The organism is Comamonas sp. FUJ_7, from assembly GCF_057369555.1.
This window is the reverse complement of the sequence record NZ_JBXXZI010000005.1, coordinates 121,376-146,110: the sequence shown is the minus strand read 5'-3', so window position 1 is coordinate 146,110 and position 24,735 is coordinate 121,376. Positions and strand designations below refer to the sequence as shown.

Below are 24,735 nucleotides of genomic sequence, written 5' to 3'. Positions count from 1 at the left end.
GCTGTTTACATCGAGAAAAAATGCCTGGCTAACCGGCAAACCGCTGGCTGGCAAAAACGACTGCAGGCTGAACTGGCCTGACGAGTCGCCCCACGATGAAACTGAGGCATGTCCCGCTGGATACCCCACCAGAGTTCTGCGTGACATGCTGGAATGAATCATAGCAGCAAATGAGAATCAATCTCAATTAATTCCTTAAATAAATGCCGGGTTTTATGGCGGCATGCAATCTATCCCCATCGTCAAGCCGCCAGCATATCCGCAGGACACTCGCTGTTCAACACCTCATGTGCCCAGGACTCCAGCTTGGTCGCGTCGGCACGCAGCACCTCCTGCTTAACCGCCAGAATCTGCGCGGGATGCATGGAAAAACTACGCAACCCCAGCCCCAGCAACAACCGGGTCATGCTCAGATCGCCAGCCATTTCACCGCAAACGCAAACCTCTTTGCCCATGGCATTCGCTGCCGCAATCACCTCGGCCACCAAACGCAGGACTGCGGGGTGCATGGGGTCATAAAGATAGGCCACGGTTTCGTCGGCGCGGTCAATTGCCAGCGTGTACTGGATCAAGTCGTTGGTGCCTATGGAGACAAAGTCGAAATACTTGAGGAAGCTACGCACCGTGAGTGCCGCCGCCGGGATTTCAATCATCGCCCCCAGCTTGACTGGGCCATACACCATGCCGCGCGCATCCAGCTCTTGCTGAGCCTGGCGCAACTGGGCCAACGTCTGCTCGATCTCGCTGCGATGGGCCAGCATGGGGAACAGCAGCTTGATCTGCCCATGTGCAGCGGCGCGCAAAATGGCACGCAGCTGGGTGCGGAACATGGCAGGATCCGCCAGGCTCCAGCGAATGGCACGCAGGCCCAGTGCGGGGTTGAGGTAATAGTCCTTGGGCTGGGCCTTGTCCAGCGGCTTGTCAGCCCCTACGTCCAGCGTTCGAATCGTGACCGGCATGCCTTGCATGCCATCAATCGCTTCACGATAGGCGCGGTACTGCTCTTCTTCGCCCGGCAAGTTGCCGCTGCGCCCCATGAACAGAAATTCGGTACGAAACAGCCCCACGCCCACAGCGCCAGCACGTACTGCTGCCGGGCCATCCGTGGGCTGCTCGATGTTGGCCAGCAGCTCCACCTTCTGGCCATCCATGGTCAATGCGGGCGTATAGCGCAGACGAGCCAGCCGTTCACGCTCGAGCTCGCCCTGACGCTGGCGATAGCTGTATTCCTCCAAAATGATGGGCGTCGGATCCACGATGACGACACCCTCGTTGCCGTCAATGATGACCCAGTCATCCTGGCGAATAAGCTGACTGGCAGCGCGCGCACCGACCACGGCCGGAATATCCATGCTGCGCGCCACAATCGCGGTGTGGCTGGTCTTGCCACCGACTGCCGTGATAAAGCCCGCAAACACCTTGCTCTTGAACTGCAGCATGTCGACCGGCGACAAGTCTTGCGCCACCAGCACCAGCGGCGTCTCTGCTGCACCCTCTGCCAGCACCTGCTGAGCGCTGCCCGCCACCAGGGCCGGCACACTGGTCGGTGGCGTGATCGGGCCTGCAGCACCCTTCATGTGGCGCAGAATGCGCTCCACCACCTGCTCCAGGTCAGCCTTGCGTTCGCGCAGGTATTCGTCATCCATCTCGTCGAACTGGCGCGAGATGATTTCCAGCTGCGTGGTCAGCGCCCATTCGGCGTTGTACAGACGCTCCGAGATCCAGTTGCGAATCGCATCGGCCAGCGCCGAGTCCTGCAGCAGCAGCAAGTGCACATCCAGCAAAGCATCCAGCTCGCCGGGAGCATCCTTGGGCATCTCCTCCTGCAAACGGCGCAGCTCTTCAATCACGGCATTGCGGGCAGAACGCGCACGCTGAATTTCGGATTCGACCTGATCCGGACGAATGAAGTAGTGCACCACCTCCATGCGGCTGGAGGCCACAACGACCGCGCGCCCAATGGCAATACCCCGGGAGACGGCCAGTCCGTGGATGGCAAATGTCATAGTGAATGCCCTTTCGCGAATGTCGCGATTGCTTTTTGCTTGCTTGTTGCTCTTTTTTTTACAGCAGAAAGCCCTCGCCCCTACTGCCTTACAGCACAAAACGCTTTATAGGTTCAACAGACTGTCCAGCGGCCTCGCTGAAAAGGGAGCCATCGGCTCAAGGCCCCTGCTGCTTGCGCCAGTCACACCGTTTCTCAAGCTGCTTACTGACCTTCGCCAAACTTGTCGTTGATCAGCGCCACCAGCGCGTCCATGGCTTCCTGCTCTTGTGCGCCATCCGTTTCCAGCTCCAGCTCAGAGCCAATGCCTGCCGCCAACATCATCACGCCCATGATGCTCTTGGCATTGATGCGGCGCTCGCCCTTGGTCAGCCAGACCTCGCAAGGAAAACTGCCGGCCAGCTTGGTGAGCTTGGCCGATGCACGGGCATGCAGGCCCAATTTATTGCTGATGGTGATGTTGGTCTTGATCATGGGAAGGTCGTGCGCTTTGATTTTGTCGAGAACTGCTGGCCACCTGCATCACACCCTGGCTGCCACCCACCATGGCCCGGGACACCAGGGCGTCCAAAGGCTCATGTCTGTAACCGATAGAGCGCAGCAGCATGGGCAAGTTCACTCCCGCCACCAGCCTTGCCTGCAGCAGCCCCGTCAGGCGCTGAGCCACATTGCAGGGTGTGGCGCCAAACAAGTCGCTCAGCACCAGAGTCGGGACATCCAGTCCACCGTGCTCTACCAGCAAGGCCAGGGCGCGCTCCAGCGTGGTCTCCGGCGTCTCCTCCGAAGACACATCCAGGGCCAGCAAATCGTCTGCACTGTCGGCAAACACATGCAAAGCGCATTCGCGCAAGGCACTGGCCAGGGGGGCGTGGGTGAGCAAAAGAATGCGCGTGGTCATGTAGTCACAGTTCTTGATAGCAAATTATGCTGCCTTGGCAAAGCATGCAAGGTCAATCGAGTCGCCGAAGACAAAAGCTCATGATGTTTGACAACCTCACTTACTGCAACTTCAGCCCTGAAAAAAATATTTCCGCCTCAGGACCAAGCGGCTTCTTGGCATAAATCACCGCGTGATAAAGCCTTGCACGCGGGCCTTCCAGGCGGGCAAACCACAGCCCTTGTCCTGTCACCGTCTCGCCTTGTGCACTACGACCTGAAAACCCCATGCTCAGCGACTGCGGCAAATTCAGCGCCCCCTCAGGTACATGCGGCTGGCGCTCTTGGACGATTGCGCCACCAACTGAACCATCGTTTGGCTTGAGCTGCGCCAGCACCGCTTGCTGCCAGTAGTCCAGCACCTGTGCCACTTGCGCGGGCTGTTCAAGGGTGAAGTGCGAGAGTGCATACACGGCGCCCTGGGCTTCGCAGGCTTGCATGGATATCTGCACAGTGCTTGCTCCCAGCATCACGGGCCTGCTTTCCCCCTTAGCGTCGCAAGGCAAAAGCAGCAGCAGCGGTGCATCCTTGAGCTGCACAGTGCGCCAATTCAATGCCGGGCTACAGGCTGTCGCCAGCAATACAGCGCCCATCAGCGCAGCAGTCATCCCGACTCCGGTTTTCTTCATGACCCATTATCTGCAGGCGCCTGAGCGAAGCGCATCGTCCCAACCTGGGGTTGACCCGAGACATTCGCCCGCGGCGGCTGAACTTTTCAGCCAGATCCGGCACCAACCATCGCTCAGCAAGGTGCTAAAAATTTGTGCACAATCAATCTCTATGGCAAGCAAACATTGGATCGCAGGCATTGCGGCAGCAGCCGTCATCGGCGTAGGCGCCTGGGTGTACTCGGGCACGGGTCAGTCCACAGCACCTCAGTCCACTTTTGTGCTGCTGGACGGCAGCCAGAAGACGACGGATGACCTCAAAGGCAAGGTCACACTGGTGAACTTCTGGGCTACCAGTTGCACTACCTGCGTGGCAGAAATGCCCGAGATCATCAGCACCCACAACAAGTACAAAGACCAAGGCTACGACACCCTGGCCGTAGCCATGAGCTACGACCCACCTAGCTATGTGGTGAACTTTGCCGAGTCGCGCCAGCTGCCATTCAAGGTCGCGCTGGATAACACTGGCAACGTCGCCAAGGCTTGGGGCGATGTGAAGCTCACTCCTACCACCTTCATCGTCAACAAGCGCGGTGAAATTGTGAAAAGCTATATCGGCACACCCGACTTCGTTCAGCTGCACAAGCTGATTGAAAAGCTGCTGGCCGAACCTGCAGCCACCTGATCAAAAACAATAGCTGGCAGCGCATGTCACTGGGACATTTCAGCATGAATAGAAGCTGAAACCCAGATCCAACAAGCGCGAGCAGCTCCTAAAAAACCGGCCAAGAGCCGGTTTTTTATTGCCAGAAGCATCAAGTAAGGGCCGCCCTGCGGCGATGCTGCCGTCCCCCCTCAGGGGGAAGTCGCACCAGCGACTCAGGGGGATCACTTATTCAGGGGGTTACTTGTTCCTGAAACTGTCGTGGCAGCTCTTGCAGCTGTTGGCTGCGGGTCCAAAAGCTGCCTTGAGGTTATCCAAGTTGCCGGTCTTGGCCGCCGCGTTGAGCTTGACCACTTCGGCTTCCATCTTGCCTGCCAGGTCATGAAACTTCGTCTGCTCTTTCCACACCTCGGGCTTGGTCTTGCCGCCTTCCGTGCCCGCGCCAAAACCGGCCCATGGCAGCTTGGACATGAACGCCACCACCTCAGCGCTTTCCTGCGCGCTCTTGGCATCAAAAGGAATCTTGCCGTTGGCCATACCGCCCAGACGGCTGAAGTGCGTACCCAGCACGCTCAAAGCGCTTTGGCGGTACTTGATGGCATCTTCGGATTTGGCGAACTGTGCCGAAGCAGGCAGAGCCACGGTGGCAACCACGGCCGCCAGGGCCAGGGTGGAGAAAGCTTTCATCGGGGTATCCTTTCTTGATTCAACAACTTGCCGCAAGCGACAGCCTGCCAGTATCGCAGACCCCCTGACAAAAAAACTGACCCAACTGCTTGGGCTTGGCTGACAGGCCAACAAGGCACAATGCCTGCGTCTATCTGCCATGAGTTCGCCATGACATCACCCACCCACGCGGCAGGCGCCGCCTCTCACAAAGTACGTATCTGGGATCTTCCGACACGCCTGTTTCACTGGCTGCTGGTTGCATGCATCACCGCCTTGGTTGTCACGGCCAAGCTGGGCGGCAATGCCATGAACTGGCATTTGATCCTGGGCCAGGTGGCCTTGGCCTTGATCATTTTTCGCCTTCTCTGGGGAATTGCAGGCGGTTACTGGTCGCGCTTTGGCCACTTTGCCCTGTCTCCGTCAGCCGTGTTGCGCTACCTGCGCGGCCTCTCGCGTGCCGATGAGCGCGCCGGGCACAACCCTCTGGGCTCTCTTTCCGTTATCGCCATGCTCGCGGTTTTGATAGCGCAAGTTGCCAGCGGCCTCATGAGCGATGACGAAATTGCCTTTAGCGGCCCGCTGACTCGCTTTGTCTCCGGCGGCCTGATCTCCCAGGCCACCAGCTATCACGCGCACTGGGGCCAGTATCTGCTGTACGCCCTGATCGCCCTGCATGTCCTGGCCATACTCTGGTACAGCATTAAAGGCCAGAAGCTGGTCTCCTCCATGGTTCAGGGTGACAAGCTGCTGGAGGAGCCCGTGCCCGCCAGCAGCGACAGCGCGGGCAGCCGCACACTTGCCGCCGTGCTGGCCATTGTGGCAAGTGCTATTTCGTGGTGGATTCATCAGCTGGGCCAGGGCGCCGCTTTCTGAGTTCTGACAAGAAAAGCGGCACTTTAACCATGCGGCGTACTTGCCGCTACACTGAGCCCTCTTTCATCATCGCCTAGTTGCCGTGGACAACCCTGCCGTGGACTTGCTGACGCCCAGCCTGGAAGAAATGGATGCCGTGCGCCAGATCTTCCAGGAATATGCAGACAGCCTGAACATCGACCTGGAATTTCAAGGATTCGAATCCGAACTCGCCGGACTTCCCGGCGAATATGCCGCACCCAGAGGGCAGATTCTGCTGGCCTGGGTGGACGGCAGCATCGCAGGCTGCTGCGCCCTGCGCCCCTTGGACGACTCCGACTACCCCAATGCCGCCGAAATGAAGCGCCTGTTTGTACGCAAGGCTTTTCGCGGCTTTGGCCTGGGCCGCCAGCTGGCCGAAGCCATGCTGGACGTGGCACGCCAAAGCGGCTATGACCATGTGCTGCTGGACACCCTGGACGATATGGAGGCCGCCCGCGCGCTCTATGTCGATCTGGGCTTCGAGTCCATCGAGCCCTACTATCACAACCCTCTTCCCGGCGCGCACTACCTCAAGGCAGACCTGTTCTGAGCCTGCCCAGGACAACAACAAAGAAAAACCGGCTCAGGGCCGGTTTTTCATATTCACTCTGATTTCAGAAGCATTCACCGCCAACCACCATTGAATTTCAGATTGAAACAATGCTGAAACTTAAGACTGTCAAGCGGTAAGCGCTCTCATTTCAGAATGAGAGCAACGGGCACTCAGGCCTTAGCTTGGGCCAGCAGGGTGGCGGCATCGCTGACTTCAAACTTGCCAGGGCCTTCCACGTTCAGCGTCACGACCTTGCCGTCCTTGACCAGCATGGAGAAGCGGTTGGCACGCAGACCCAGGCCCTTGCCATTCAGATCCAGCGTCAGGCCCGTCGCCTTGGCAAAAGCAGCATCGCCGTCAGCAATCATGCGCACCTTGCCGTCCACCTTCTGATCACGGCCCCAGGCACCCATGACAAAGGCGTCGTTCACGGACAGGCACCAGATTTCGTCCACACCAGCAGCCTTGAGCTCGGCAGCCTGTTGCACATAGCCAGGCAGATGCTTTTCAGAGCAGGTGGGCGTGAAAGCACCGGGCACGGCGAACAGCGCGACCGTCTTGCCAGCCAGAGCTTCGGGCAGCTTCACGGGGTTGGGGCCAATGCTGCAGCCATTGCCTTGCACTTCCACATACTCGGTCAGCGTGACGGCGGGCAGTGTGTCTCCAACTTTAATCATGAATTTCTCCTTGGTTGCATCAGCATGGGCTACCGGAATTGGCGGCCCAAATAAAAAAACGACCCACGCATTGTGGGTCGTTTTTAGAGGCGTTGCAGCCGATGGAGGCCCTTAGGCTTACACCAGACCAGCCTTTTGCACCAAGCGGGTAGCAACCCAGTTCTTGGTCTTGGACAGAGGACGGCTCTCGGTGATTTCGATGGTGTCACCCATCTTGAATTCACCTTGCTCGTCGTGTGCATGGTACTTGCTCGACTTGATCATGATCTTGCCGTAGATGGGGTGCATCACACGACGCTCCACCAACACAGTCACAGTCTTTGCACGCTTGTCGCTCACCACCTTGCCAATCAAGGTGCGCTTGAGGGATGTTTTAGCTTCCGTCATGTCGGCTCCTTACTTGGCGGCTTGCTTTTCAGCAAGGATGGTCTTGGCACGAGCGATGTCGCGGCGAGTAGCCTTGATCGTCGCAGTGTTGCCCAGTTGTTGCGTGGCCTTTTGCATGCGCAGACCGAAGTAAGCCTTTTGCAGGGACTTCACTTCAGCTTCCAGACCAGCCACGTCTTTTTGGCGGAGTTCAGCAGATTTCGTCATGTTGATCTCCTTAAGCACCAATGTGACGGGACACGAAGGTCGTACGCAGAGGCAGCTTTGCAGCAGCCAGGCGGAACGCTTCACGGGCCAGCTCTTCAGGCACACCCACGATTTCGTAGATCACCTTACCGGGCTGGATTTCGGCCACGTAGTACTCGGGGTTGCCCTTACCGTTACCCATACGCACTTCGGCGGGCTTGGTAGAGATTGGCTTGTCCGGGAACACGCGGATCCAGATACGACCACCACGCTTGACGTGACGGGAAATTGCACGACGTGCAGCTTCGATCTGGCGTGCGGTCAAACGACCACGGTCAGTAGACTTCAAACCGAAATCGCCGAAAGCAACGGAGTTGCCACGAGTAGCGATGCCGGTGTTGCGGCCTTTTTGTTCCTTACGGAACTTGCGGCGTGCAGGTTGCAGCATGGTTATTCTCCTTTACCGTCCGCTGCTGTAGCGGGCGCGTCAGCCTTACGAACGCGCTTAACGGAATCAGCACCAGCGCCAGCAGGCTTGTCGCTGCCATCGGCAGGAGCGGCATTGGTGCCTGCGGGACGACGGCCACCGCGGCCAGCACCATCACGACGACCGTCGCGACGGGGACCACGAGGACGGCGCTCGTCTTCAGGACGGGGCGTTTCCACGGCGGGCAGATCGTTGCGGCCCAAGGTATCACCCTTGTAGACCCAGACCTTCACGCCAATGATGCCGTATGTCGTCTTGGCTTCGGAGAAGCCGTAGTCGATGTCAGCACGCAGAGTGTGCAGAGGCACGCGGCCTTCGCGATACCACTCGGTACGAGCAATTTCGATACCGTTCAGACGACCAGAAGACATGATCTTGATGCCCTGAGCACCCAGACGCATGGCGTTCTGCATCGCACGCTTCATGGCGCGACGGAACATGATGCGCTTTTCCAGCTGCTGGCAGATGGAGTCAGCGATCAGCTTGGCATCGATTTCGGGCTTGCGCACTTCTTCGATGTTCACTGCAACAGGCACGCCCAGACGAGTAGCGAGTTCCTTCTTCAGGTTCTCGATGTCTTCGCCCTTCTTGCCGATCACCACGCCCGGACGAGCCGAGAAAATAGTGATGCGGGCGTTCTTGGCAGGACGCTCGATCAGAACGCGCGCCACGGCGGCGTTCTTCAGCTTGGCCTTCAGGTACTCACGCACCTTGATGTCTTCGGCCAGCATGCCTGCAAAGTCACGGTTGCTAGCGTACCAGCGGCTTGCCCAGTTGCGGCTCACCGCCAGACGGAAGCCGGTAGGATGGATTTTCTGTCCCATATTCTTCCTTAAGGCCTCAGTTACCCACTGTCACGTAGATGTGGCAGGTAGGCTTGCTGATGCGGTTGCCGCGGCCCTTGGCGCGAGCGGTAAAGCGCTTGAGCGTGGTGCCTTGTTCGACGAAGATGGTCTTGACCTTCAGTTCGTCGATATCGGCGCCGTCGTTGTGCTCAGCGTTGGCGATAGCGGATTCCAGAACCTTCTTCACGATCACAGCAGCTTTTTTCTGTGTGAAAGTCAGAATGTTCAGAGCTTGATCCACCTTCTTGCCGCGGATCAGATCCGCGACCAGGCGACCCTTGTCAACAGACAGGCGGACGCCACGGAGAACAGCACGTGTTTCAGACATGTTCTATTCCTTACTTCTTGGCTTTCTTGTCCGCAGGGTGACCCTTGAAGGTACGAGTCAGCGCGAATTCACCCAGCTTGTGGCCAACCATTTGGTCAGTCACATAAACCGGCACGTGTTGCTTGCCGTTGTGCACGGCGATGGTCAGACCGATGAACTCGGGCAGAACCATGGAGCGACGCGACCAGGTCTTCACTGGCTTCTTGTCCTTGGTGGCGATGGCCTTCTCGACCTTTGCCAGCAAGTGATGGTCAACAAACGGACCCTTTTTAAGAGAACGAGTCATTTGCTACCCCTTACTTTTTACGGCGCGACACGATCATTGTCTGTGTGCGCTTGTTGTTACGGGTGCGGTAGCCCTTCGTCAGATTGCCCCATGGGTCAACTGGGTGACGGCCTTCACCGGTCTTACCTTCACCACCACCGTGCGGGTGATCGACAGGGTTCATGACCGTACCGCGGACGGTAGGACGAATACCCATCCAACGCTTCACACCGGCCTTGCCCAGACGGCGCAGGCTGTGTTCTTCGTTAGCAACTTCACCGATGGTGGCGCGGCATTCGATGTGCACCTTGCGCACTTCGCCGGAACGCATACGCACTTGAGCGTAGATGCCTTCACGGGCCAGCAGCGTAGCGGATGTACCAGCCGAACGAGCGATCTGAGCACCAGCACCGATCTTCAGTTCGATGCAGTGGATGGTCGAGCCCACGGGGATGTTGCGGATAGGCAGGGTGTTGCCCACGCGGATAGGAGCTTCAGAGCCGCTGATGATAGTGGCGCCGACTTCCAGGTTGCGAGGAGCGATCACATAACGACGCTCGCCGTCTGCATAGCACACCAGAGCGATGTGAGCGGTACGGTTGGGGTCGTATTCAATGCGTTCAACCTTGGCGGGGATACCGTCCTTGTTGCGCTTGAAGTCCACCACGCGGTAGTGGTGCTTGTGACCACCGCCCTTGTGGCGAGTTGTGATGTGACCGTTGTTATTACGACCAGCCTTCTGGAACTGAGATTCCAGCAGGGGGGCAAAGCCCTCACCCTTGTGCAGGTGATCGCGAGTAACCTTCACCGCGCCGCGTTGGCCGGGGGTCGTAGGTTTGAGCTTGATAACAGCCATGATTACGCAGCCTCCCCAGACAGGTTCAGCTCTTGACCGGGCTTGAGCATCACGTATGCCTTGCGAACGTTGTCGCGACGGCCCACGGTCTTGCCAAAGCGCTTGGTCTTGCCCTTGGTGTTCACCACAGACACGCCAGCAACTTCAACCTTGAACATCAATTCCACAGCGGCCTTGATTTCGGGCTTGGTAGCGTTCTGCAGCACCTTGAATGTCACAGCGTTGGACTTTTCAGCAACCAGAGTGGCCTTTTCGGACACGATGGGAGCGACCAGCACTTGCATCAGACGACCTTCGTCAAACTTGGTAGTGCTCATGCGAACATCTCCTTGAGTTTGTCGATCGCACCCTTGGTGACGAGCACTTTCTTGTAGTGCACCAGAGACACGGGGTCTGCATAGCGCGGCTCAACCACGAACACGTTCTTCAGATTGCGGGATGCCAGGTACAGGTTCTCGTCGATTTCTTCAGCGATCACCATCACCGACGAAGACAGGTTCATAGCCTTGAACTTGTCTGCCAGCACCTTGGTCTTGGGGGTATCCAGCTTCAGGGATTCCACCACAGCCAGGCGACCTTCGCGGGCCAGCTGAGAAAGGATGGAAGCCATACCAGCGCGGTACATCTTCTTGTTGATCTTCTGCGCGAAGTTTTCTTCAGGCAGGTTGGGGAAGATGCGACCGCCGCCACGCCACAGGGGCGAGGAGGACATACCAGCACGTGCACGGCCTGTACCCTTTTGCTTGAAAGGCTTGGCAGTGGTGTGACGCACTTGTTCACGGTCCTTCTGGGCGCGAGTGCCTTGACGTGCGTTGGCACGGTAGGCAGTCACCAGCTGGTGAACCAGATCTTCGTTGAATTCACGACCGAACACAGTCTCGGGAGCATCCACCTTGGATGCAGCCTGGCCTTGTTCATTCAGGAGTTCGAGCTGCATTAGTTCGCTCCTTTGGAAGCTTTAGCCTTGATTGCGGGGCGCACGGAAACGAAGCCACCCTTGGCGCCAGGAATGGCACCCTTGATCAACAGCAGTTGACGTGTTTCGTCGATACGAACCACATCGAGGTTTTGAGTAGTGACGGTTTCGTCGCCCATGTGGCCGGTCATCTTCTTGCCGGGGAACACACGACCGGGGTCTTGTGCCATACCGATCGAGCCGGGGACATTGTGCGAACGGCTGTTACCGTGCGATGCGCGCTGCGAACCGAAGTTGTGACGCTTGATCGTGCCGGCGTAGCCCTTACCGATGGAAGTGCCTTGCACGTCCACCTTCTGGCCAACGCTGAACAGTTCAGCCACAGGCAGAACGGCACCAGCGGCGTACTTGCCAGCGGTTTCATCGGTCACGCGGAATTCACGGGTCACTTCACCGGCTTCAACACCTGCCTTAGCGAGGTGGCCAGCGACTGGCTTGGTCACGCGAGAAGCCTTGCGTGCACCGAAAGTGACCTGCAAGGCCACATAGCCATCGTTCTCTTGGGTTTTGACCTGAGTCACGCGGTTGTTAGAAACATCCACCACTGTGACAGGCACTGCGTCCCCATCATCAGTGAACAGACGCATCATGCCCACCTTGCGACCCAGCAACCCCAGGGAGTTGCTCAGACTCATTTGTTTGCTCCAAAACTTTTGCCGCTGAAACTGCAATTGGCCCAGCGTTGTGCCCTAACCTTGAGGCCTAGCACACAAAAGAAGGTTAATAAAACTTCGCATCAAAGGCGAAGCCCCAAAGTTTAACGCGAACTGCCTTTTAGAGCAAGTTCGCGTTAAACAAAGACCCTTAAAAGCCACTGAGGCATTCCTCAGCGGCCTCCAAAACTCTTATTGCAGTTTGATTTCGACGTCCACACCTGCGGGCAGGTCCAGCTTCATCAGGGCGTCAACCGTCTTGTCGGTGGGGTCAACGATGTCCATCAGACGCTGGTGTGTGCGGATTTCGAGCTGGTCGCGGCTGGTCTTGTTGACGTGTGGCGAACGCAGGATGTCGAAGCGCTTCATGCGTGTTGGCAGGGGCACGGGACCCTTGACAATCGCGCCAGTGCGCTTGGCGGTGTCCACGATCTCGGCTGCAGACTGATCGATCAGCTTGTAGTCGAAGGCCTTCAGGCGGATACGGATCTTTTGCTTAGACATTGTTAATTCCTAGCTTTTCTAAGAATTAAGCAATGATCTTGGCAACCACACCGGCACCAACAGTACGACCACCTTCGCGGATAGCGAAGCGCAGACCTTCTTCCATAGCGATAGGAGCAATCAGCTTCACAGTGATCGACACGTTATCACCAGGCATCACCATTTCCTTGCCTTCGGGCAGTTCGATGGAGCCGGTCACGTCAGTTGTACGGAAGTAGAACTGAGGACGGTAGTTGTTGAAGAAAGGAGTGTGGCGACCGCCTTCGTCCTTGGACAGCACGTAAACTTCAGCAGTGAAGTTGGTGTGGGGCTTGATGGAGCCGGGCTTGCACAGCACTTGGCCGCGCTGCACGTCTTCACGCTTGGTGCCGCGCAGCAGCAGACCCACGTTGTCACCAGCTTGACCCTGGTCCAGCAGCTTGCGGAACATTTCCACGCCGGTCACAGTGGTCTTGACGGTGTCAGTGATACCAACGATTTCGATTTCTTCGCCGACCTTGATGATACCGCGCTCGATACGGCCGGTCACCACAGTGCCGCGACCGGAGATGGAGAACACGTCTTCCACAGGCATCACGAATGCGCCGTCAACAGCACGCTCGGGAGTGGGGATGTAGGAGTCCAGAGCTTCTGCCAGCTTCAGGATAGCGGGCTCACCCTTGTCGGATTGGTCGCCTTCCAGAGCCAGACGAGCGGAGCCGCGGATGATGGGAGTGTCGTCACCGGGGAAGTCGTACTTGGACAGCAGCTCGCGCACTTCCATTTCGACCAGTTCCAGCAGTTCTTCGTCGTCCACCAGGTCGGCCTTGTTCAGGAACACGATGATGTAAGGCACGCCCACCTGACGCGACAGCAGGATGTGCTCGCGAGTCTGGGGCATGGGGCCGTCAGCAGCGGAGCAAACCAAGATAGCGCCGTCCATCTGGGCAGCACCAGTAATCATGTTCTTCACATAGTCAGCGTGACCGGGGCAGTCAACGTGAGCGTAGTGACGAGTAGCGGTTTCGTACTCGACGTGCGAAGTGTTGATGGTGATACCACGAGCCTTTTCTTCAGGAGCCGCGTCGATTTGCGAGTAGTCCTTAGCTTCGCCGCCGAAGTGCTTGGACAGCACAGTAGCGATAGCAGCAGTCAGGGTGGTCTTACCGTGGTCAACGTGACCGATGGTGCCCACGTTCACGTGGGGCTTGGTACGTTCGAATTTTTCTTTTGCCATGATTTCTCCGAAAGAGCAAAAACCTGTGTGATGTTTAAGGTCTGCACCTCATTGCTGATTCGCCCCGCACAGGAGACAGGACGGCATGGGATCGCAGACCGGCAAAAATCGCGACAGCCCACAAGGAGCTGTCGCGATCAGAACCGGGGATTATGACCGATTCGTCAAACCTGCGCTAATTACTTGGCGCGGGCAGCAACGATGGCTTCAGCCACGTTACGAGGAGCTTCAGCGTAGTGCTTGAACTCCATGGTGTAGCTGGCACGACCTTGAGTCATGGAGCGCAGCTGAGTGGCGTAGCCGAACATCTCGGACAGAGGCACTTCAGCCTTGATGGCCTTGCCGCCACCAACCATGTCGTCCATACCCTGGACCATGCCACGGCGTGAAGACAGGTCACCCATCACGGTACCGGCGTAGTCTTCAGGCGTTTCCACTTCCACGGCCATCATGGGCTCGAGGATCACGGGGTTGGCCTTCTTAGCAGCTTCCTTGAAACCGAAGATAGCGGCCATCTTGAACGCCATTTCGGACGAGTCCACATCGTGGTACGAGCCGAAAGTCAAGCGAACCTTGACGTCCACCACAGGGTAGCCAGCCAGCACGCCAGAAGTCAGAGCTTCTTCCACACCCTTCTGCACTGCAGGGATGTATTCGCGAGGAACCACACCGCCCTTGATTTCGTCGACGAACTCGAAGCCCTTACCGGCTTCTTGAGGCTCCAGCGTGAACACCACGTGGCCGTATTGACCCTTACCACCGGACTGACGAACGAACTTGCCGTCCACATCCTTGACGGTGCTGCGCACGGTTTCGCGGTAGGCCACCTGGGGCTTACCCACGTTGGCTTCCACGTTGAACTCGCGCTTCATGCGGTCAATGATGATGTCCAGGTGCAGCTCGCCCATACCGGCGATGATGGTCTGACCGGATTCTTCGTCGGTGCGCACGCGGAAGGAAGGATCTTCGGCAGCCAGACGCGACAGGGCAATACCCATCTTTTCCTGGTCAGCCTTGGACTTTGGCTCCACAGCCTGTGCAATCACGGGCTCAGGGAAGACCATGCGCTCCAGCACGATAGGTGCATCCAGTGCGCACAGGGTTTCACCGGTCGTCACATCCTTCAGACCCACGCAGGCAGCGATGTCACCAGCACGAATTTCTTCGACCTCCTGACGCTCGTTGGCGTGCATCTGCACGATACGGCCGATACGCTCTTTCTTACCCTTCACAGAGTTCAGAACAGTTTCACCCTTGGTCAGAACGCCAGAGTAAACGCGCACGAAAGTCAGCTGACCAACAAAGGGGTCGGTCATCAACTTGAATGCCAGAGCCGAGAACTTCTCAGCATCATCAGCCTTACGCGACAGCTTCTTTTCTTCGTCATCAGGATCGGTACCTGCAACGTCGGGAATGTCGGTAGGAGCAGGCAGCAAGTCCAGCACGGCGTCCAGCATGCGCTGCACACCCTTGTTCTTGAACGCGGTACCGCACAGCATGGGCTGGATTTCGGTAGCGATGGTGCGCTGACGCAGACCAGCAGTGATCTCTTCTTCAGTCAGAGTACCTTCTTCCAGGTACTTGTTCATCAGCTCTTCCGAAGCTTCGGCAGCCGACTCGATCATCTTTTCGCGCCATTCGTTGGCCGTGTCCACCAGCTCAGCGGGGATGTCACGGTATTCGAACTTCATGCCTTGCGAAGCCTCATCCCAGATGATGGCCTTCATCTTCAACAGGTCGACCACGCCCTGGAAGTTGTCTTCAGCACCGATTGGGATCACGATAGGCACAGGGTTGGCGTTCAGGCGAGTCTTCATGCCTTCCACCACTTTGAAGAAGTTGGCGCCGGTACGGTCCATCTTGTTCACGAAGGCCAGACGAGGCACCTTGTGCTTGTTAGCTTGACGCCACACAGTTTCGGACTGGGGCTGCACGCCACCCACAGCGCAGTAAACCATCACAGCGCCGTCCAGCACGCGCATGGAACGCTCCACTTCAATGGTGAAGTCCACGTGGCCGGGGGTGTCAATAATGTTGATGCGGTGCTCGGGGCGGGACAGGTCCATACCCTTCCAGAAGCAGGTCACGGCCGACGAAGTAATCGTGATACCGCGCTCTTGCTCTTGCTCCATCCAGTCGGTGGTAGCAGAGCCTTCGTGGGTTTCACCCAGCTTGTGGGTCACACCTGTATAGAACAGGATACGTTCGGAAGTCGTTGTCTTGCCTGCGTCAATGTGGGCCGAAATACCGATGTTGCGATAACGGCTGATGGGGGTCTTGCGAGCCATGATTGATCCTTGCTTGATCGTATGGGAGTACTGCCTTGCCCACCTTGTGCGCAGGGGACAGCAATTCTATATGGGGGCACTCAAAATCGACACAAGGCCGCAGCAATGTTTTTGCATGCGGCCCTGCATCTCGAGCGAGATTCCGATTAGAAGCGGAAGTGGCTGAAAGCCTTGTTGGCTTCGGCCATACGGTGCACTTCGTCACGACGCTTCATGGCGCCGCCACGGCCTTCGGTGGCTTCCAGCAGTTCGTTGGCCAGGCGTTGAGCCATGGACTTCTCACCGCGCTTGCGCGAGGCTTCCTTGATCCAGCGCATGGCCAGAGCCAGACGACGAACAGGACGCACTTCCACGGGCACTTGGTAGTTAGCACCGCCCACGCGGCGGGACTTCACTTCGACCATGGGCTTGACGTTGTTGATGGCAACAACGAAAGCTTCCAGAGGATCCTTGCCGGGATGCTTCTTCTCGATCAGGTCCAGAGCGCCGTAAATGATGCGCTCAGCAACCGCCTTCTTGCCGCCTTCCATGATCACGTTCATGAATTTGGACAGCTCTACATTGCCGAACTTAGGATCCGGCAGGATTTCACGTTTGGGGACTTCGCGACGACGTGGCATTTTTTACCTCTATCTTTGCTTCAGTTGGCATCTTTTCAGATACCGCGAGAGCCATTCAAAACTCTCACTTACTCGACCCGCACAAAACACTTGTGTTCAGGGCCACTACGTTTGACCGCGCCAGTCAGGCGAATCAAACACCGTTTGTTTTCAAAAAACCAGGGCTGATTACTTAGCCTTAGGCTTCTTGGCACCGTACTTGGAGCGGGACTGCTTACGATCCTTGACGCCTTGCAGGTCAAGAGAACCGCGCACGATGTGGTAACGCACACCAGGCAAGTCCTTCACACGTCCGCCGCGCACCAGCACAACGCTGTGCTCTTGCAGGTTGTGGCCTTCACCGCCGATGTACGAAATTACTTCGAAACCGTTGGTCAGACGAACCTTAGCCACCTTACGCAGAGCCGAGTTAGGCTTCTTAGGAGTGGTGGTGTACACACGAGTGCACACGCCACGGCGTTGGGGGCAGTTTTCCATAGCAGGGCTCTTGGATTTAACAACTTCTACCGTGCGGCCCTGACGCACGAGTTGGTTAATGGTTGGCATTAATTAAACGTCCCTAAACGTGAATTTGCTTCGTGAAAGCAAAAGGTTTATCCGCAAAAACAAGTGCTTGAGCGGAAACGTGAATCCCTTCGGAAATTCCGAAAAGCCCTCGAATGTACCAGCTTGCAAAGATCCGCACAACTCCCTGCGGACAATATCCCCGCAGCGAGCTGGCTCCCCCTCGCATCACTACCCCAGGGCAAAAACCGATGAAGAAGCGCTTTTCGCCGGTCTGGAAATTACTTGATCCAGAGGCGAATCGTGTCCCACAGACGGCCAAAGAAGCCCGCTTGCTCGACCGCCTCAAGCGCCACCAGCGGCACTTCAGCCACCACATCGGCACCCGACTTGACCTTGAGCACCCCCATGGACTGTCCCTTGGCAATAGGCGCAATCAGCGGATCCTGACGCACGACTTCGGTGGTCAGCTTGCCACCCATCCCCGAAGGAACAGTCACTACCACGGCACCATCGGCCTTGCCGATCTTGACGACATTGGCAGAACCCTTCCAGACCGAAGGCGTGGCCACGGGCTGGTCAGCATCGAACAGCTTGACCGCGTCATAGGCGGTATAGCCCCAGTTCAGCAACTTCTGGCTTTCGTTGGCGCGAGCCTTTTCGCTGGCCGTACCCAGCACGATGGAGAGCAGTCGACGCTGGCCCACATTGGGCAGGTCGCGCTTGGCCGTCGCCACCAGGCAGTAGCCAGCGGCGTTGGTATGTCCGGTCTTCAATCCATCCACAGTGGGATCACGAAACAGCAGCGTATTGCGGTTGTTGCCGTTGGAGGCAGGCGTGCCCGGATAAGCGTAGTGTTTGGTGGCGTAGTAGTGCATGTACTCGGGGAAGTCATGCATCAAGCGCTGCGCCAGAACAGACAGATCGCGCGCCGTCGTCAGGTGACCGGGCTCTGTCAGACCTTCGGGGTTCTTGTAGCTTGTGCCCTTCATGCCCAGAGCCTGCGCCTGGTCATTCATCATCTTGACGAAGTTCTCGGCCGTGCCGCCCACAGCTTCAGCCAGCGCCATGGTCGCGTCGTTGCCGGACTGGACGATCATGCCGCTAATCAAATCGTTGACGGGCACCTGCATCTTGGGGTCGATGAACATGCGCGAACCCGGCATCTTCCAAGCGCGCTCGCTCACGGGCATGCGCTGCTCCAGCGTGATCTTCTTGGCACGCAGGGCGTCGAACACCACATAAGCGGTCATCAGCTTGGTCAGAGATGCCTGCTCTACCGGAGCATCAATATCTTTGGCTCCCAGTATCTGACCTGCGGTCACATCCACCAACAGATAGTTACGGGCAGCGATTTCGGGGGGTACAGGCGCCGCCACCTGCGCCATGGCAAACACAGGTGCCACAGCGGCTGCAACGGCCAGAACACGCAGTGTGGAGTAGATAGGCTTCATAAAGACGACTCTCGCTAAAGCAAAGGTGAGTGCGGAAAATTTACCGCCAAAACGGCCAAAGCCAAGGATATACCTTGGCTTGGCGCTATGAAAATAGTTCTGTGAAGAGGCTGCCGCAGTTCACTTGGATCAAGGGATCTTGACAGGCTATTACTGGGATTTCAGGTGGCGCACCACCAGACTCTTGAGCAGAGGTAATTGTCCGTGAAAGAAATGCCCGACCTGCGGAATCACGGTAACAGGCAGTATCTGCGGACGCGCCCAGTCCATCACGGCAGACAGCTCGACCGTGTCGTCCGCCTCGCCATGAATCACCAGCGTCTGCTCATGCGCATCGGCAGGAATAGACGCCACATTGAAGCGGCTGGCAGCCGTGCCGACCAGTACGGTCTTTTGCACACGGCCTTCTGGCCATAGCTGGGCCAGCGCATGACTGGTCACAAAAGCGCCGAAGGAAAAGCCGGCCAAAGCAATCGGCCCCTCGGGCGCAACCTGCTGCACCACGGCCAGCATATCCTGAGCCTCACCTATGCCGGCATCATGCTCACCCGCACTGGCACCCACACCGCGAAAGTTGAATCGCACCGCCGTATAGCCACACTGCACAAAAGCACGGGCCAGAGTCTGGACCACTTTGTTGTCCATGGTGCCGCCAAACAGCGGGTGGGGGTGAGCGATGATGGCTACGCCTTTGGGCGCCTGTCCATCGGCGAGCTGCGGGGCATCGCGCAAGGCTTCGATGACACCGGCACCGCCGGCAAGAGTCAGTCGTTCAGTCTGGGAGTTCACGATTGCTATCCTAGTTATAGCTTGTAGCGCTTATCTATATTAGATAGAGGCAATAAACTGCCGTGAGTTCCTTATGGAATCAGCGTCCTACGCTATCAGGAAGTACCAGGCGGTCCACCACCTTGCCATTCTTGAGGTGGGAGTCCACGATTTCATCGATGTCGCTGTCGTCGATAAAGGTGTACCAGGTACCTTCGGGATAAACCACCGCAACCGGGCCGCCTGCACAGCGATCCAGGCAACCGGCCTTGTTCACGCGCACCTGCCCTTTGCCAGCCAGGCCTTCCTCTTTGACGCGGCGCTTGCAATGGTCAAAACCTGCCTTGGCACCATGCAGTGCACAGCAATCCTCGCCATTGGGACGCTCATTCAGGCAAAAAAAGATGTGGCGCTGATAGTAGCCACCGGCGTTGTCTTGATTCTGGGTGTCACTCATAGTGAAGCCATTCTAGGCAGGCTGCTCGCGGCGCGAGAGTCGGGTCACTACATACGCCAGCGTCACGTAAGGCCAGAGCCAGCCCAGCCATTGACCCAGACCGTAAAAGCGGATGAAGCGCCCCTGCTCCCAGGCTTGCAGAGTCTGGGCAAAGTACACATCGGTCGGAGCTTGATTAAGTATGCTCAGGTGTAGCACCAGCACCAAAAGCAATAGCACGGCGCACATACGGCGCGAGGCTGGCAGGGCAATGACAGCCAGACCCAGTCCTCCCCAGATACCCAGGCGCACTGGCAAGTTCACCCACTCCCAGGCATGCATCGGCCCCCAGCTCAGCGCCGCCGACAACGCAGTCACCCCCACACCGGCCACCAGCAGCAGCAAACCGGCCACTATGCGCCGCCCCATGCCGGCAATGGCGCAATACGCTAGAAGACAAGGAATCCACAGCCCCAGCATGACGCACAGCATCTCCGATGCAAGCGACAGCGGCGTCATGGCAAAGTCGCCCAGCGGCAACCAGGCCTCGAAAGGCGTGTTCAACAACCAGTCCTGCAAGGTCTCGTCGACACGCTCCAGCACCTGCCCCAACCCAAAGGGGACCGCAGCCGGGAACAGCAGCGCAAACGGCCACAGCGCCAGCAGCACCAGAACGCCAGCGCCGCCCTCGCCCACCCATTGGTGACGAAACGCGCTCCAGCGCGACAGCACGCCCAGCTTTTCCAGCAAGGCCGCGAGCAAGGCACCGATCAAGGCACCGCCTGAATTCAGCGCCAGATCCAGATTCGAGGGAACTCGGCGCGGCAGATAAATCTGCAAGAACTCCATGCACAGCGACAGCAAGGTACCCGCCACAAACGCCAGCGGCACCGCCCACCGGGGCTGGCCCGAGCGCATCAAAGCCAAGGCCAGAAAAAAGCCCAGCGGCGCATAGCCGGCGATATTGGTGTTGACGTCGAACCAGGTCCAGTAAGGCGGCGGAATCTTGGCAAACAGAAACACCCGCGGATCAATGCCCTGTGCACGCCAGCCATCGAACGGGAAAAGGCTGGCAAACACAATGAGCAGGCTATAGACCAGCGCCAGCGGCCAGGCCGAGGTCTGTCGCATGGAGATTACCGGCACTGCGGATTCAGACACGGTCACTTCCCACTCTCTGCACCACACTTAAAAAGGCTTGACCACCACCAGGATCACGGCAGCGACCAAGAGCAGCACCGGCACCTCGTTATAGAAACGGAACCAGCGGTGGCTTTTGTGGCAGGTGTTGTCCGCCAGCTTGCGCAGCAGCACGGCGCAGCTGTGGTGGTAGCCGATGACCAGCAGTACCACGGTCAGCTTGGCATGCAGCCAGCCGCCCGAAAAGCCCCAGCCCAGCCACAGCCACAGGCCCAAGCCCAGAGCGGGCACAGCCAGCATGGTCGTAAAGCGCAGCAGCTTGCGGCCCATCAGCAGCAGGCGCTCGCGCTCTGCCACAGAGCCCGGCGTGACCATGGCGATGTTGACAAAAATGCGCGGAAGATAGAACAGACCAGCAAACCAGCTGGCGACAAAAACGATGTGAAAGGCTTTAACCCATAGCATGGGGCCAGTGTAAAGGCCTGCGCCCCGCCCTGTCCGCTGCAAGCCGCGTCTTTACTTCACGCCCCCACTTTCATGCGCCCGTCATCATGGAATAGTCACGCACCGGCAAGCCAAACCATGGCGAATGGGGCACAATTTTCCCCATGCATTTGTCCAGCCCTACTCCTTTTCCCCAGAATCGCCCCCGCCGTCTGCGCCGCGATGCTTTCACCCGCAATCTGGTTCGTGAGAGCGTGCTGACGTCGCACGACTTCATCTACCCCGTGTTCGTGCACGAAGGCAGCAACAAGCGCGAGGCCGTGCCCTCCATGCCCGGCGTGGACCGCCTGAGCCTGGATCTGCTGCTGCCCGTGGCCGAAGAGTGCGTGAAGCTGGAGATCCCCTATCTGGCGCTGTTCCCCGCCATTGAGGCCAACCTCAAGACCCCTGATGGCAAGGAAGCCCTGAACCCCGACGGCCTGATCCCCCGCGTGGTGCGCGCCCTGAAAAAAGAGTTTCCCCAGCTGGGCGTGATGACCGACGTGGCTCTGGACCCCTATACCAGCCACGGCCAGGACGGCATCCTCGACGAGAGCGGCTACATCATCAACGACGACACCGTGGAAGTGCTGGTCGGTCAGGCCCTGGCCCATGCCGAAGCCGGCGTGGACATGGTCGCGCCCAGCGACATGATGGATGGCCGCATCGGCGCCATCCGCGAAGCGCTGGAACTGCAAGGCCACATCCACACCCGCATCATGGCCTACAGCGCCAAGTACGCCAGCGCCTTCTACGGCCCCTTCCGTGATGCCGTGGGTACGCGCGGCGCACTGGGCAAGGCCGACAAGAACGTCTACCAGATGGACCCCGCCAACACCGACGAAGCCCTGCGCGAAGTGGCGCAAGACATTGCCGAAGGCGCGGACATGGTCATGGTCAAGCCCGGCATGCCCTACCTGGACGTGGTGCGCCGCGTCAAGGACGAGTTCAAGGTGCCCACCTTCGCCTATCAGGTCTCTGGCGAATACGCCATGATCAAGGCCGCAGCCGCCAACGGCTGGCTGGACCACGATCAGGTGATGATGGAAGCCCTGCTGGCCTTCAAGCGCGCCGGAGCCGACGGCATTCTGACCTACTTCGCCATTGACGCTGCCAAAAAGCTGCGCGGCCTGTAAAAAATTGATAGCTATCAGCGCAAGCGCTGCTTGCGCCTGAGGCCATTTCAGGCATTATTTGACGGCTTGGGCTTTGCCCAGGCCGTTTCTGCATCAACTCCCGAGGTTGCCCCATCCCATGCGCGTGCTGCACATCTCCCCCCTCTACGCCCAGCCTGTTGACGAGCTGCCCACACAGGCCGCTACCACGGGGTTTTACTGGGTTTCCTGCACACGCTCGGAGCTGGAGGCACAACTGCCCGCTATACAGACCATGCTGAGCCGGCTGGGCGGCTCGGCCCTGGTGGACTTGCATGTCTCGGACTTGCTGAACCCCGCCATTCCCTCCAACTACGACTACACCTCGGTGTATGACGTGCTGGTGTTTCGCCGCCTGGCCAATGCCCACCTGCCGCCGCTGACAGGGAAGCTCGCTGCAGCGACAAGCCCCACTGCACCAGCTCCCACACCAGGCCCAACACCGCAGGCCACCCACACAGAAACAGCCAGCGCCCCGCCGCCCTCACACGCCCCGGCAGCTGCCCCCATACTGCAGCGCGTTGAAACACAGCCCGTGGGCTTTGCCCTGTATGACCAGCTGCTGCTGTCCGTACACCCGGATGAATGCTTTGTGCAGGACAACTTCTGGCAACGCCTGATCTCCGGCCCTGTCAAAGTCGAAGGCCGCCAGCAAAGCAGCAAGATGCCGGTCGAGCCTGCCGACCTGATGCTGCGCATGGTCAACTCCATGGTCGATGGTTACCTGGACCTGCGCCGCACGCTCACACGCCAGATCGATCATTGGCAGATTGCATTGCTCAAGCCCAACAAGCGCTTTAGCAACTGGGCCAGCGTGCTCGATGTACGTCTTGCGCTGCACCAGCTCGATGAGATCTGCGAAGACCAGCGCGCCGCCGTGCAGGACTGGACCGAGGCGCTGGAAGGCTGGCCGCCCGAGCAAACCCCGGCGCGCCAGCATGAGCGCGAGCTGCTGCGCGTGCGCTCACGCGACGTGCTCGAACATATCGAGCGTGTCACCCACCATATTCACCGCATGGAGCAAAGCGCCGAGACCGCCGTGCAAATGCACTTCTCGGCCCAGAGCAACCGCGCCAACGACATCATGCGCACGCTGACCACGGTGACGGCCATCTTTTTGCCACTGAACCTGATTGCAGGCATCTTCGGCATGAACTTCGAATTCATCCCCTTTGTGCACACCAAGGACGGCTTTATCTGGGCCTTGTTCTCCATGGTCGTGATTACCGTGGTGCTGGTGGCCTACTTCTGGCGTCGCCGCTATCTGGAAAGTGAAGACAGGGACACCCCCTGAGGCGCTGCGCGCCTTCCCCCTCTCTCTTCGGGAGGGGGACGACAGCCTCGGTGCGGGGCTGCCCTTCCTCGCTGTCTTGCAATGGGGCAGTACGCGCCTTGTAGCTTGACCCATAGTTTGAATAAAAATAGCTGCTAACGCTTTTACATAAAGCGCTAGCAGCTATTGTTTTGATACTTCTATCAGCCCAGATGCTGCTTGAAGAAGGCCAGGGTGCGCTCGTTAGCGACTACTGCAGCAGCTTCGTTGTACGAGCCACGCTGGTCGCAGTTGAAGCCGTGATCGGCTTCATAGATCTGTACTTCCACCTTTGGCTGCGCCTTTTTGAAGGCTTCCACAGACTCCAGCGAGATGTAGTGATCCTTGGTGCCGAAGTGCGCCAGCACCGGGCACAGCGCCTGACGGCTGGCTTCCTGCACGCCCGTCATGCCGCCACCGTAGTAGCAGACTGCCGCCGAGACACTGGGCAGCCTGCAGGCCGAGCGCCAGGTCATGAGCCCACCCCAGCAAAATCCCACCACACCGATCTTGCCACCGGGCACCAGCGTTGCGGCATGGGCCACAGCCGCTTCTACATCGCGCAGCGCACCGGGCTCAGGCAAGGCTTCCACTGCGGTCTTGAGGGCAAAACCCGCCGTCATGTCGGCCTCGGTGTAACCCAGTTCTACATCAGGCTTGACGCGGGCAAACATGGCAGGAGCCACGGCCACATAGCCTTGCGCGGCATAACGGTCCGCCACGGAGCGGATGTGCGAGTTCACGCCAAAAATCTCCTGCAGCACCACGATGGCACCGCGCGGGGCACCTTCTGGCATGGCGACATACGCAGGAGTTTTCACACCGTCCACGGCCGTCAGTTCAACAAAGCTACCCATTGCAAAGCTC

The 24,735-nt window shown here is 58.4% G+C and carries 32 protein-coding genes; 5 read left to right on the top strand and 27 right to left on the bottom strand.

The genetic code is table 11. The features are described 5' to 3' along the window. Positions 1-242: 242 nt before the first annotated feature. From ptsP to AC2I9W_RS09340, 4 genes are all read right to left on the bottom strand, one after another. Positions 243-2,006, bottom strand: coding sequence for a phosphoenolpyruvate--protein phosphotransferase (gene ptsP, locus AC2I9W_RS09355; RefSeq protein WP_486409714.1), 1,764 nt, complete (start codon positions 2,004-2,006; stop codon positions 243-245). A gap of 203 nt (positions 2,007-2,209) precedes the next feature. Continuing rightward, positions 2,210-2,479, bottom strand: coding sequence for an HPr family phosphocarrier protein (locus AC2I9W_RS09350; protein ID WP_486409713.1), 270 nt, complete (start codon positions 2,477-2,479; stop codon positions 2,210-2,212). Continuing rightward, positions 2,448-2,903: a PTS sugar transporter subunit IIA gene (locus tag AC2I9W_RS09345; protein ID WP_486409712.1), complete on the bottom strand. Its 456-nt coding sequence runs from the start codon at positions 2,901-2,903 to the stop codon at positions 2,448-2,450. Before AC2I9W_RS09345 ends, AC2I9W_RS09350 begins: the two co-directional genes overlap by 32 nt. Positions 2,904-3,003: 100 nt before the next feature. Then, a complete protein-coding gene (locus tag AC2I9W_RS09340; RefSeq protein WP_486409711.1) occupies positions 3,004-3,570 on the bottom strand; it encodes a hypothetical protein in 567 nt (188 codons plus the stop codon). 151 nt (positions 3,571-3,721) lie between these two features. Between AC2I9W_RS09340 and AC2I9W_RS09335 the strand changes: the two genes are divergently transcribed. Continuing rightward, a complete protein-coding gene (locus AC2I9W_RS09335; protein WP_486409710.1) occupies positions 3,722-4,234 on the top strand; it encodes a TlpA disulfide reductase family protein in 513 nt (170 codons plus the stop codon). 219 nt (positions 4,235-4,453) lie between these two features. Here AC2I9W_RS09335 and AC2I9W_RS09330 read toward each other — a convergent pair whose 3' ends face one another. After that, a complete protein-coding gene (locus AC2I9W_RS09330; RefSeq protein WP_486409709.1) occupies positions 4,454-4,900 on the bottom strand; it encodes a c-type cytochrome in 447 nt (148 codons plus the stop codon). Between the two features lie 150 nt (positions 4,901-5,050). Between AC2I9W_RS09330 and AC2I9W_RS09325 the strand changes: the two genes are divergently transcribed. Both AC2I9W_RS09325 and AC2I9W_RS09320 read left to right on the top strand, forming a co-directional pair. Then, entirely contained in the window at positions 5,051-5,755 is a 705-nt protein-coding gene (locus tag AC2I9W_RS09325; RefSeq protein ID WP_486409708.1) for a cytochrome b/b6 domain-containing protein, read from the top strand. A gap of 82 nt (positions 5,756-5,837) precedes the next feature. Beyond that, positions 5,838-6,326, top strand: coding sequence for a GNAT family N-acetyltransferase (locus AC2I9W_RS09320; RefSeq protein ID WP_486409707.1), 489 nt, complete (start codon positions 5,838-5,840; stop codon positions 6,324-6,326). A gap of 173 nt (positions 6,327-6,499) precedes the next feature. Here the strand turns inward: AC2I9W_RS09320 and AC2I9W_RS09315 are convergent, their stop codons facing one another. From AC2I9W_RS09315 to AC2I9W_RS09215, 21 genes are all read right to left on the bottom strand, one after another. Continuing rightward, complete coding sequence (locus AC2I9W_RS09315) at positions 6,500-7,006, bottom strand: redoxin family protein (RefSeq protein WP_486409706.1); 507 nt, start codon at positions 7,004-7,006, stop codon at positions 6,500-6,502. Between the two features lie 117 nt (positions 7,007-7,123). After that, the gene (gene rpsQ / locus AC2I9W_RS09310; RefSeq protein ID WP_158388832.1) at positions 7,124-7,393 is read right to left on the bottom strand and encodes a 30S ribosomal protein S17; all 270 of its coding nucleotides are present in this window, start codon (positions 7,391-7,393) and stop codon (positions 7,124-7,126) included. A gap of 9 nt (positions 7,394-7,402) precedes the next feature. Further along, positions 7,403-7,600: a 50S ribosomal protein L29 gene (gene rpmC / locus AC2I9W_RS09305; RefSeq protein WP_486409705.1), complete on the bottom strand. Its 198-nt coding sequence runs from the start codon at positions 7,598-7,600 to the stop codon at positions 7,403-7,405. 10 nt (positions 7,601-7,610) lie between these two features. Next, a complete protein-coding gene (gene rplP / locus AC2I9W_RS09300) occupies positions 7,611-8,027 on the bottom strand; it encodes a 50S ribosomal protein L16 (protein ID WP_003059405.1) in 417 nt (138 codons plus the stop codon). 2 nt (positions 8,028-8,029) lie between these two features. After that, entirely contained in the window at positions 8,030-8,890 is an 861-nt protein-coding gene (rpsC, locus tag AC2I9W_RS09295) for a 30S ribosomal protein S3 (RefSeq protein ID WP_486409704.1), read from the bottom strand. A gap of 16 nt (positions 8,891-8,906) precedes the next feature. Then, positions 8,907-9,239 (bottom strand): 50S ribosomal protein L22, encoded by a 333-nt coding sequence (rplV, locus tag AC2I9W_RS09290; protein ID WP_158388828.1) that lies wholly within the window; start codon positions 9,237-9,239, stop codon positions 8,907-8,909. A 10-nt stretch (positions 9,240-9,249) separates the two neighbouring features. Then, positions 9,250-9,525: a 30S ribosomal protein S19 gene (gene rpsS / locus AC2I9W_RS09285; RefSeq protein ID WP_003059413.1), complete on the bottom strand. Its 276-nt coding sequence runs from the start codon at positions 9,523-9,525 to the stop codon at positions 9,250-9,252. A 10-nt stretch (positions 9,526-9,535) separates the two neighbouring features. After that, complete coding sequence (gene rplB / locus AC2I9W_RS09280) at positions 9,536-10,360, bottom strand: 50S ribosomal protein L2 (RefSeq protein ID WP_158388826.1); 825 nt, start codon at positions 10,358-10,360, stop codon at positions 9,536-9,538. A gap of 2 nt (positions 10,361-10,362) precedes the next feature. Further along, positions 10,363-10,677 carry a 50S ribosomal protein L23 gene (gene rplW, locus AC2I9W_RS09275; protein ID WP_003059415.1) on the bottom strand — a complete coding sequence of 105 codons (315 nt, stop codon included), beginning with the start codon at positions 10,675-10,677 and terminating at the stop codon, positions 10,363-10,365. Next, positions 10,674-11,297: a 50S ribosomal protein L4 gene (rplD, locus tag AC2I9W_RS09270; protein ID WP_158388824.1), complete on the bottom strand. Its 624-nt coding sequence runs from the start codon at positions 11,295-11,297 to the stop codon at positions 10,674-10,676. The genes rplW and rplD overlap by 4 nt, the downstream gene beginning before the upstream one ends. After that, positions 11,297-11,971: a 50S ribosomal protein L3 gene (rplC, locus tag AC2I9W_RS09265; RefSeq protein ID WP_486409703.1), complete on the bottom strand. Its 675-nt coding sequence runs from the start codon at positions 11,969-11,971 to the stop codon at positions 11,297-11,299. The genes rplD and rplC overlap by 1 nt, the downstream gene beginning before the upstream one ends. A gap of 210 nt (positions 11,972-12,181) precedes the next feature. Continuing rightward, entirely contained in the window at positions 12,182-12,493 is a 312-nt protein-coding gene (gene rpsJ / locus AC2I9W_RS09260) for a 30S ribosomal protein S10 (RefSeq protein WP_005796953.1), read from the bottom strand. Positions 12,494-12,518: 25 nt separating this feature from the next. Next, entirely contained in the window at positions 12,519-13,709 is a 1,191-nt protein-coding gene (gene tuf, locus AC2I9W_RS09255; RefSeq protein WP_486409702.1) for an elongation factor Tu, read from the bottom strand. A 179-nt stretch (positions 13,710-13,888) separates the two neighbouring features. Beyond that, the gene (fusA, locus tag AC2I9W_RS09250) at positions 13,889-15,997 is read right to left on the bottom strand and encodes an elongation factor G (RefSeq protein ID WP_486409701.1); all 2,109 of its coding nucleotides are present in this window, start codon (positions 15,995-15,997) and stop codon (positions 13,889-13,891) included. A gap of 146 nt (positions 15,998-16,143) precedes the next feature. Continuing rightward, positions 16,144-16,617, bottom strand: a complete 474-nt coding sequence (gene rpsG / locus AC2I9W_RS09245; RefSeq protein ID WP_003059438.1) for a 30S ribosomal protein S7 — start codon at positions 16,615-16,617, stop codon at positions 16,144-16,146. Positions 16,618-16,785: 168 nt separating this feature from the next. Then, positions 16,786-17,163 carry a 30S ribosomal protein S12 gene (gene rpsL / locus AC2I9W_RS09240; protein WP_012202325.1) on the bottom strand — a complete coding sequence of 126 codons (378 nt, stop codon included), beginning with the start codon at positions 17,161-17,163 and terminating at the stop codon, positions 16,786-16,788. Positions 17,164-17,402: 239 nt separating this feature from the next. Then, positions 17,403-18,575 (bottom strand): D-alanyl-D-alanine carboxypeptidase family protein, encoded by a 1,173-nt coding sequence (locus tag AC2I9W_RS09235; RefSeq protein WP_486409700.1) that lies wholly within the window; start codon positions 18,573-18,575, stop codon positions 17,403-17,405. A 150-nt stretch (positions 18,576-18,725) separates the two neighbouring features. Next, positions 18,726-19,364 carry an alpha/beta hydrolase gene (locus tag AC2I9W_RS09230; RefSeq protein ID WP_486409699.1) on the bottom strand — a complete coding sequence of 213 codons (639 nt, stop codon included), beginning with the start codon at positions 19,362-19,364 and terminating at the stop codon, positions 18,726-18,728. A 79-nt stretch (positions 19,365-19,443) separates the two neighbouring features. Continuing rightward, entirely contained in the window at positions 19,444-19,800 is a 357-nt protein-coding gene (locus tag AC2I9W_RS09225; RefSeq protein ID WP_486409698.1) for a (2Fe-2S) ferredoxin domain-containing protein, read from the bottom strand. Positions 19,801-19,812: 12 nt separating this feature from the next. Continuing rightward, entirely contained in the window at positions 19,813-20,910 is a 1,098-nt protein-coding gene (locus AC2I9W_RS09220) for a VanZ family protein (RefSeq protein WP_486409846.1), read from the bottom strand. Between the two features lie 57 nt (positions 20,911-20,967). Next, on the bottom strand, positions 20,968-21,384 hold the full coding sequence (locus AC2I9W_RS09215; RefSeq protein WP_486409697.1) for a CopD family protein: 417 nt from the start codon (positions 21,382-21,384) through the stop codon (positions 20,968-20,970). Positions 21,385-21,527: 143 nt separating this feature from the next. Between AC2I9W_RS09215 and hemB the strand changes: the two genes are divergently transcribed. Together hemB and AC2I9W_RS09205 are read left to right on the top strand one after the other, a co-directional pair. Next, the gene (gene hemB / locus AC2I9W_RS09210; protein ID WP_486409696.1) at positions 21,528-22,538 is read left to right on the top strand and encodes a porphobilinogen synthase; all 1,011 of its coding nucleotides are present in this window, start codon (positions 21,528-21,530) and stop codon (positions 22,536-22,538) included. 118 nt (positions 22,539-22,656) lie between these two features. After that, on the top strand, positions 22,657-23,850 hold the full coding sequence (locus AC2I9W_RS09205; RefSeq protein ID WP_486409695.1) for a magnesium transporter CorA family protein: 1,194 nt from the start codon (positions 22,657-22,659) through the stop codon (positions 23,848-23,850). A gap of 182 nt (positions 23,851-24,032) precedes the next feature. Here AC2I9W_RS09205 and AC2I9W_RS09200 read toward each other — a convergent pair whose 3' ends face one another. Then, positions 24,033-24,725, bottom strand: coding sequence for a dienelactone hydrolase family protein (locus AC2I9W_RS09200; RefSeq protein WP_486409694.1), 693 nt, complete (start codon positions 24,723-24,725; stop codon positions 24,033-24,035). Positions 24,726-24,735 lie beyond the last annotated feature (10 nt).

What these genes read in the sequence shown, in the direction of transcription:
- ptsP (WP_486409714.1), bottom strand. Translation starts at nt 2,006, where the DNA reads ATGACATTTGCCATCCACGGACTGGCCGTCTCCCGGGGTATTGCCATT.
- AC2I9W_RS09350 (WP_486409713.1), bottom strand. Translation starts at nt 2,479, where the DNA reads ATGATCAAGACCAACATCACCATCAGCAATAAATTGGGCCTGCATGCC.
- AC2I9W_RS09345 (WP_486409712.1), bottom strand. Translation starts at nt 2,903, where the DNA reads ATGACCACGCGCATTCTTTTGCTCACCCACGCCCCCCTGGCCAGTGCC.
- AC2I9W_RS09340 (WP_486409711.1), bottom strand. Translation starts at nt 3,570, where the DNA reads ATGAAGAAAACCGGAGTCGGGATGACTGCTGCGCTGATGGGCGCTGTA.
- AC2I9W_RS09335 (WP_486409710.1), top strand. Translation starts at nt 3,722, where the DNA reads ATGGCAAGCAAACATTGGATCGCAGGCATTGCGGCAGCAGCCGTCATC.
- AC2I9W_RS09330 (WP_486409709.1), bottom strand. Translation starts at nt 4,900, where the DNA reads ATGAAAGCTTTCTCCACCCTGGCCCTGGCGGCCGTGGTTGCCACCGTG.
- AC2I9W_RS09325 (WP_486409708.1), top strand. Translation starts at nt 5,051, where the DNA reads ATGACATCACCCACCCACGCGGCAGGCGCCGCCTCTCACAAAGTACGT.
- AC2I9W_RS09315 (WP_486409706.1), bottom strand. Translation starts at nt 7,006, where the DNA reads ATGATTAAAGTTGGAGACACACTGCCCGCCGTCACGCTGACCGAGTAT.
- rpsQ (WP_158388832.1), bottom strand. Translation starts at nt 7,393, where the DNA reads ATGACGGAAGCTAAAACATCCCTCAAGCGCACCTTGATTGGCAAGGTG.
- rpmC (WP_486409705.1), bottom strand. Translation starts at nt 7,600, where the DNA reads ATGACGAAATCTGCTGAACTCCGCCAAAAAGACGTGGCTGGTCTGGAA.
- rplP (WP_003059405.1), bottom strand. Translation starts at nt 8,027, where the DNA reads ATGCTGCAACCTGCACGCCGCAAGTTCCGTAAGGAACAAAAAGGCCGC.
- rpsC (WP_486409704.1), bottom strand. Translation starts at nt 8,890, where the DNA reads ATGGGACAGAAAATCCATCCTACCGGCTTCCGTCTGGCGGTGAGCCGC.
- rplV (WP_158388828.1), bottom strand. Translation starts at nt 9,239, where the DNA reads ATGTCTGAAACACGTGCTGTTCTCCGTGGCGTCCGCCTGTCTGTTGAC.
- rpsS (WP_003059413.1), bottom strand. Translation starts at nt 9,525, where the DNA reads ATGACTCGTTCTCTTAAAAAGGGTCCGTTTGTTGACCATCACTTGCTG.
- rplB (WP_158388826.1), bottom strand. Translation starts at nt 10,360, where the DNA reads ATGGCTGTTATCAAGCTCAAACCTACGACCCCCGGCCAACGCGGCGCG.
- rplW (WP_003059415.1), bottom strand. Translation starts at nt 10,677, where the DNA reads ATGAGCACTACCAAGTTTGACGAAGGTCGTCTGATGCAAGTGCTGGTC.
- rplD (WP_158388824.1), bottom strand. Translation starts at nt 11,297, where the DNA reads ATGCAGCTCGAACTCCTGAATGAACAAGGCCAGGCTGCATCCAAGGTG.
- rplC (WP_486409703.1), bottom strand. Translation starts at nt 11,971, where the DNA reads ATGAGTCTGAGCAACTCCCTGGGGTTGCTGGGTCGCAAGGTGGGCATG.
- rpsJ (WP_005796953.1), bottom strand. Translation starts at nt 12,493, where the DNA reads ATGTCTAAGCAAAAGATCCGTATCCGCCTGAAGGCCTTCGACTACAAG.
- tuf (WP_486409702.1), bottom strand. Translation starts at nt 13,709, where the DNA reads ATGGCAAAAGAAAAATTCGAACGTACCAAGCCCCACGTGAACGTGGGC.
- fusA (WP_486409701.1), bottom strand. Translation starts at nt 15,997, where the DNA reads ATGGCTCGCAAGACCCCCATCAGCCGTTATCGCAACATCGGTATTTCG.
- rpsG (WP_003059438.1), bottom strand. Translation starts at nt 16,617, where the DNA reads ATGCCACGTCGTCGCGAAGTCCCCAAACGTGAAATCCTGCCGGATCCT.
- rpsL (WP_012202325.1), bottom strand. Translation starts at nt 17,163, where the DNA reads ATGCCAACCATTAACCAACTCGTGCGTCAGGGCCGCACGGTAGAAGTT.
- AC2I9W_RS09235 (WP_486409700.1), bottom strand. Translation starts at nt 18,575, where the DNA reads ATGAAGCCTATCTACTCCACACTGCGTGTTCTGGCCGTTGCAGCCGCT.
- AC2I9W_RS09225 (WP_486409698.1), bottom strand. Translation starts at nt 19,800, where the DNA reads ATGAGTGACACCCAGAATCAAGACAACGCCGGTGGCTACTATCAGCGC.
- AC2I9W_RS09220 (WP_486409846.1), bottom strand. Translation starts at nt 20,910, where the DNA reads ATGCGACAGACCTCGGCCTGGCCGCTGGCGCTGGTCTATAGCCTGCTC.
- AC2I9W_RS09215 (WP_486409697.1), bottom strand. Translation starts at nt 21,384, where the DNA reads ATGCTATGGGTTAAAGCCTTTCACATCGTTTTTGTCGCCAGCTGGTTT.
- hemB (WP_486409696.1), top strand. Translation starts at nt 21,528, where the DNA reads ATGCATTTGTCCAGCCCTACTCCTTTTCCCCAGAATCGCCCCCGCCGT.
- AC2I9W_RS09205 (WP_486409695.1), top strand. Translation starts at nt 22,657, where the DNA reads ATGCGCGTGCTGCACATCTCCCCCCTCTACGCCCAGCCTGTTGACGAG.
- AC2I9W_RS09200 (WP_486409694.1), bottom strand. Translation starts at nt 24,725, where the DNA reads ATGGGTAGCTTTGTTGAACTGACGGCCGTGGACGGTGTGAAAACTCCT.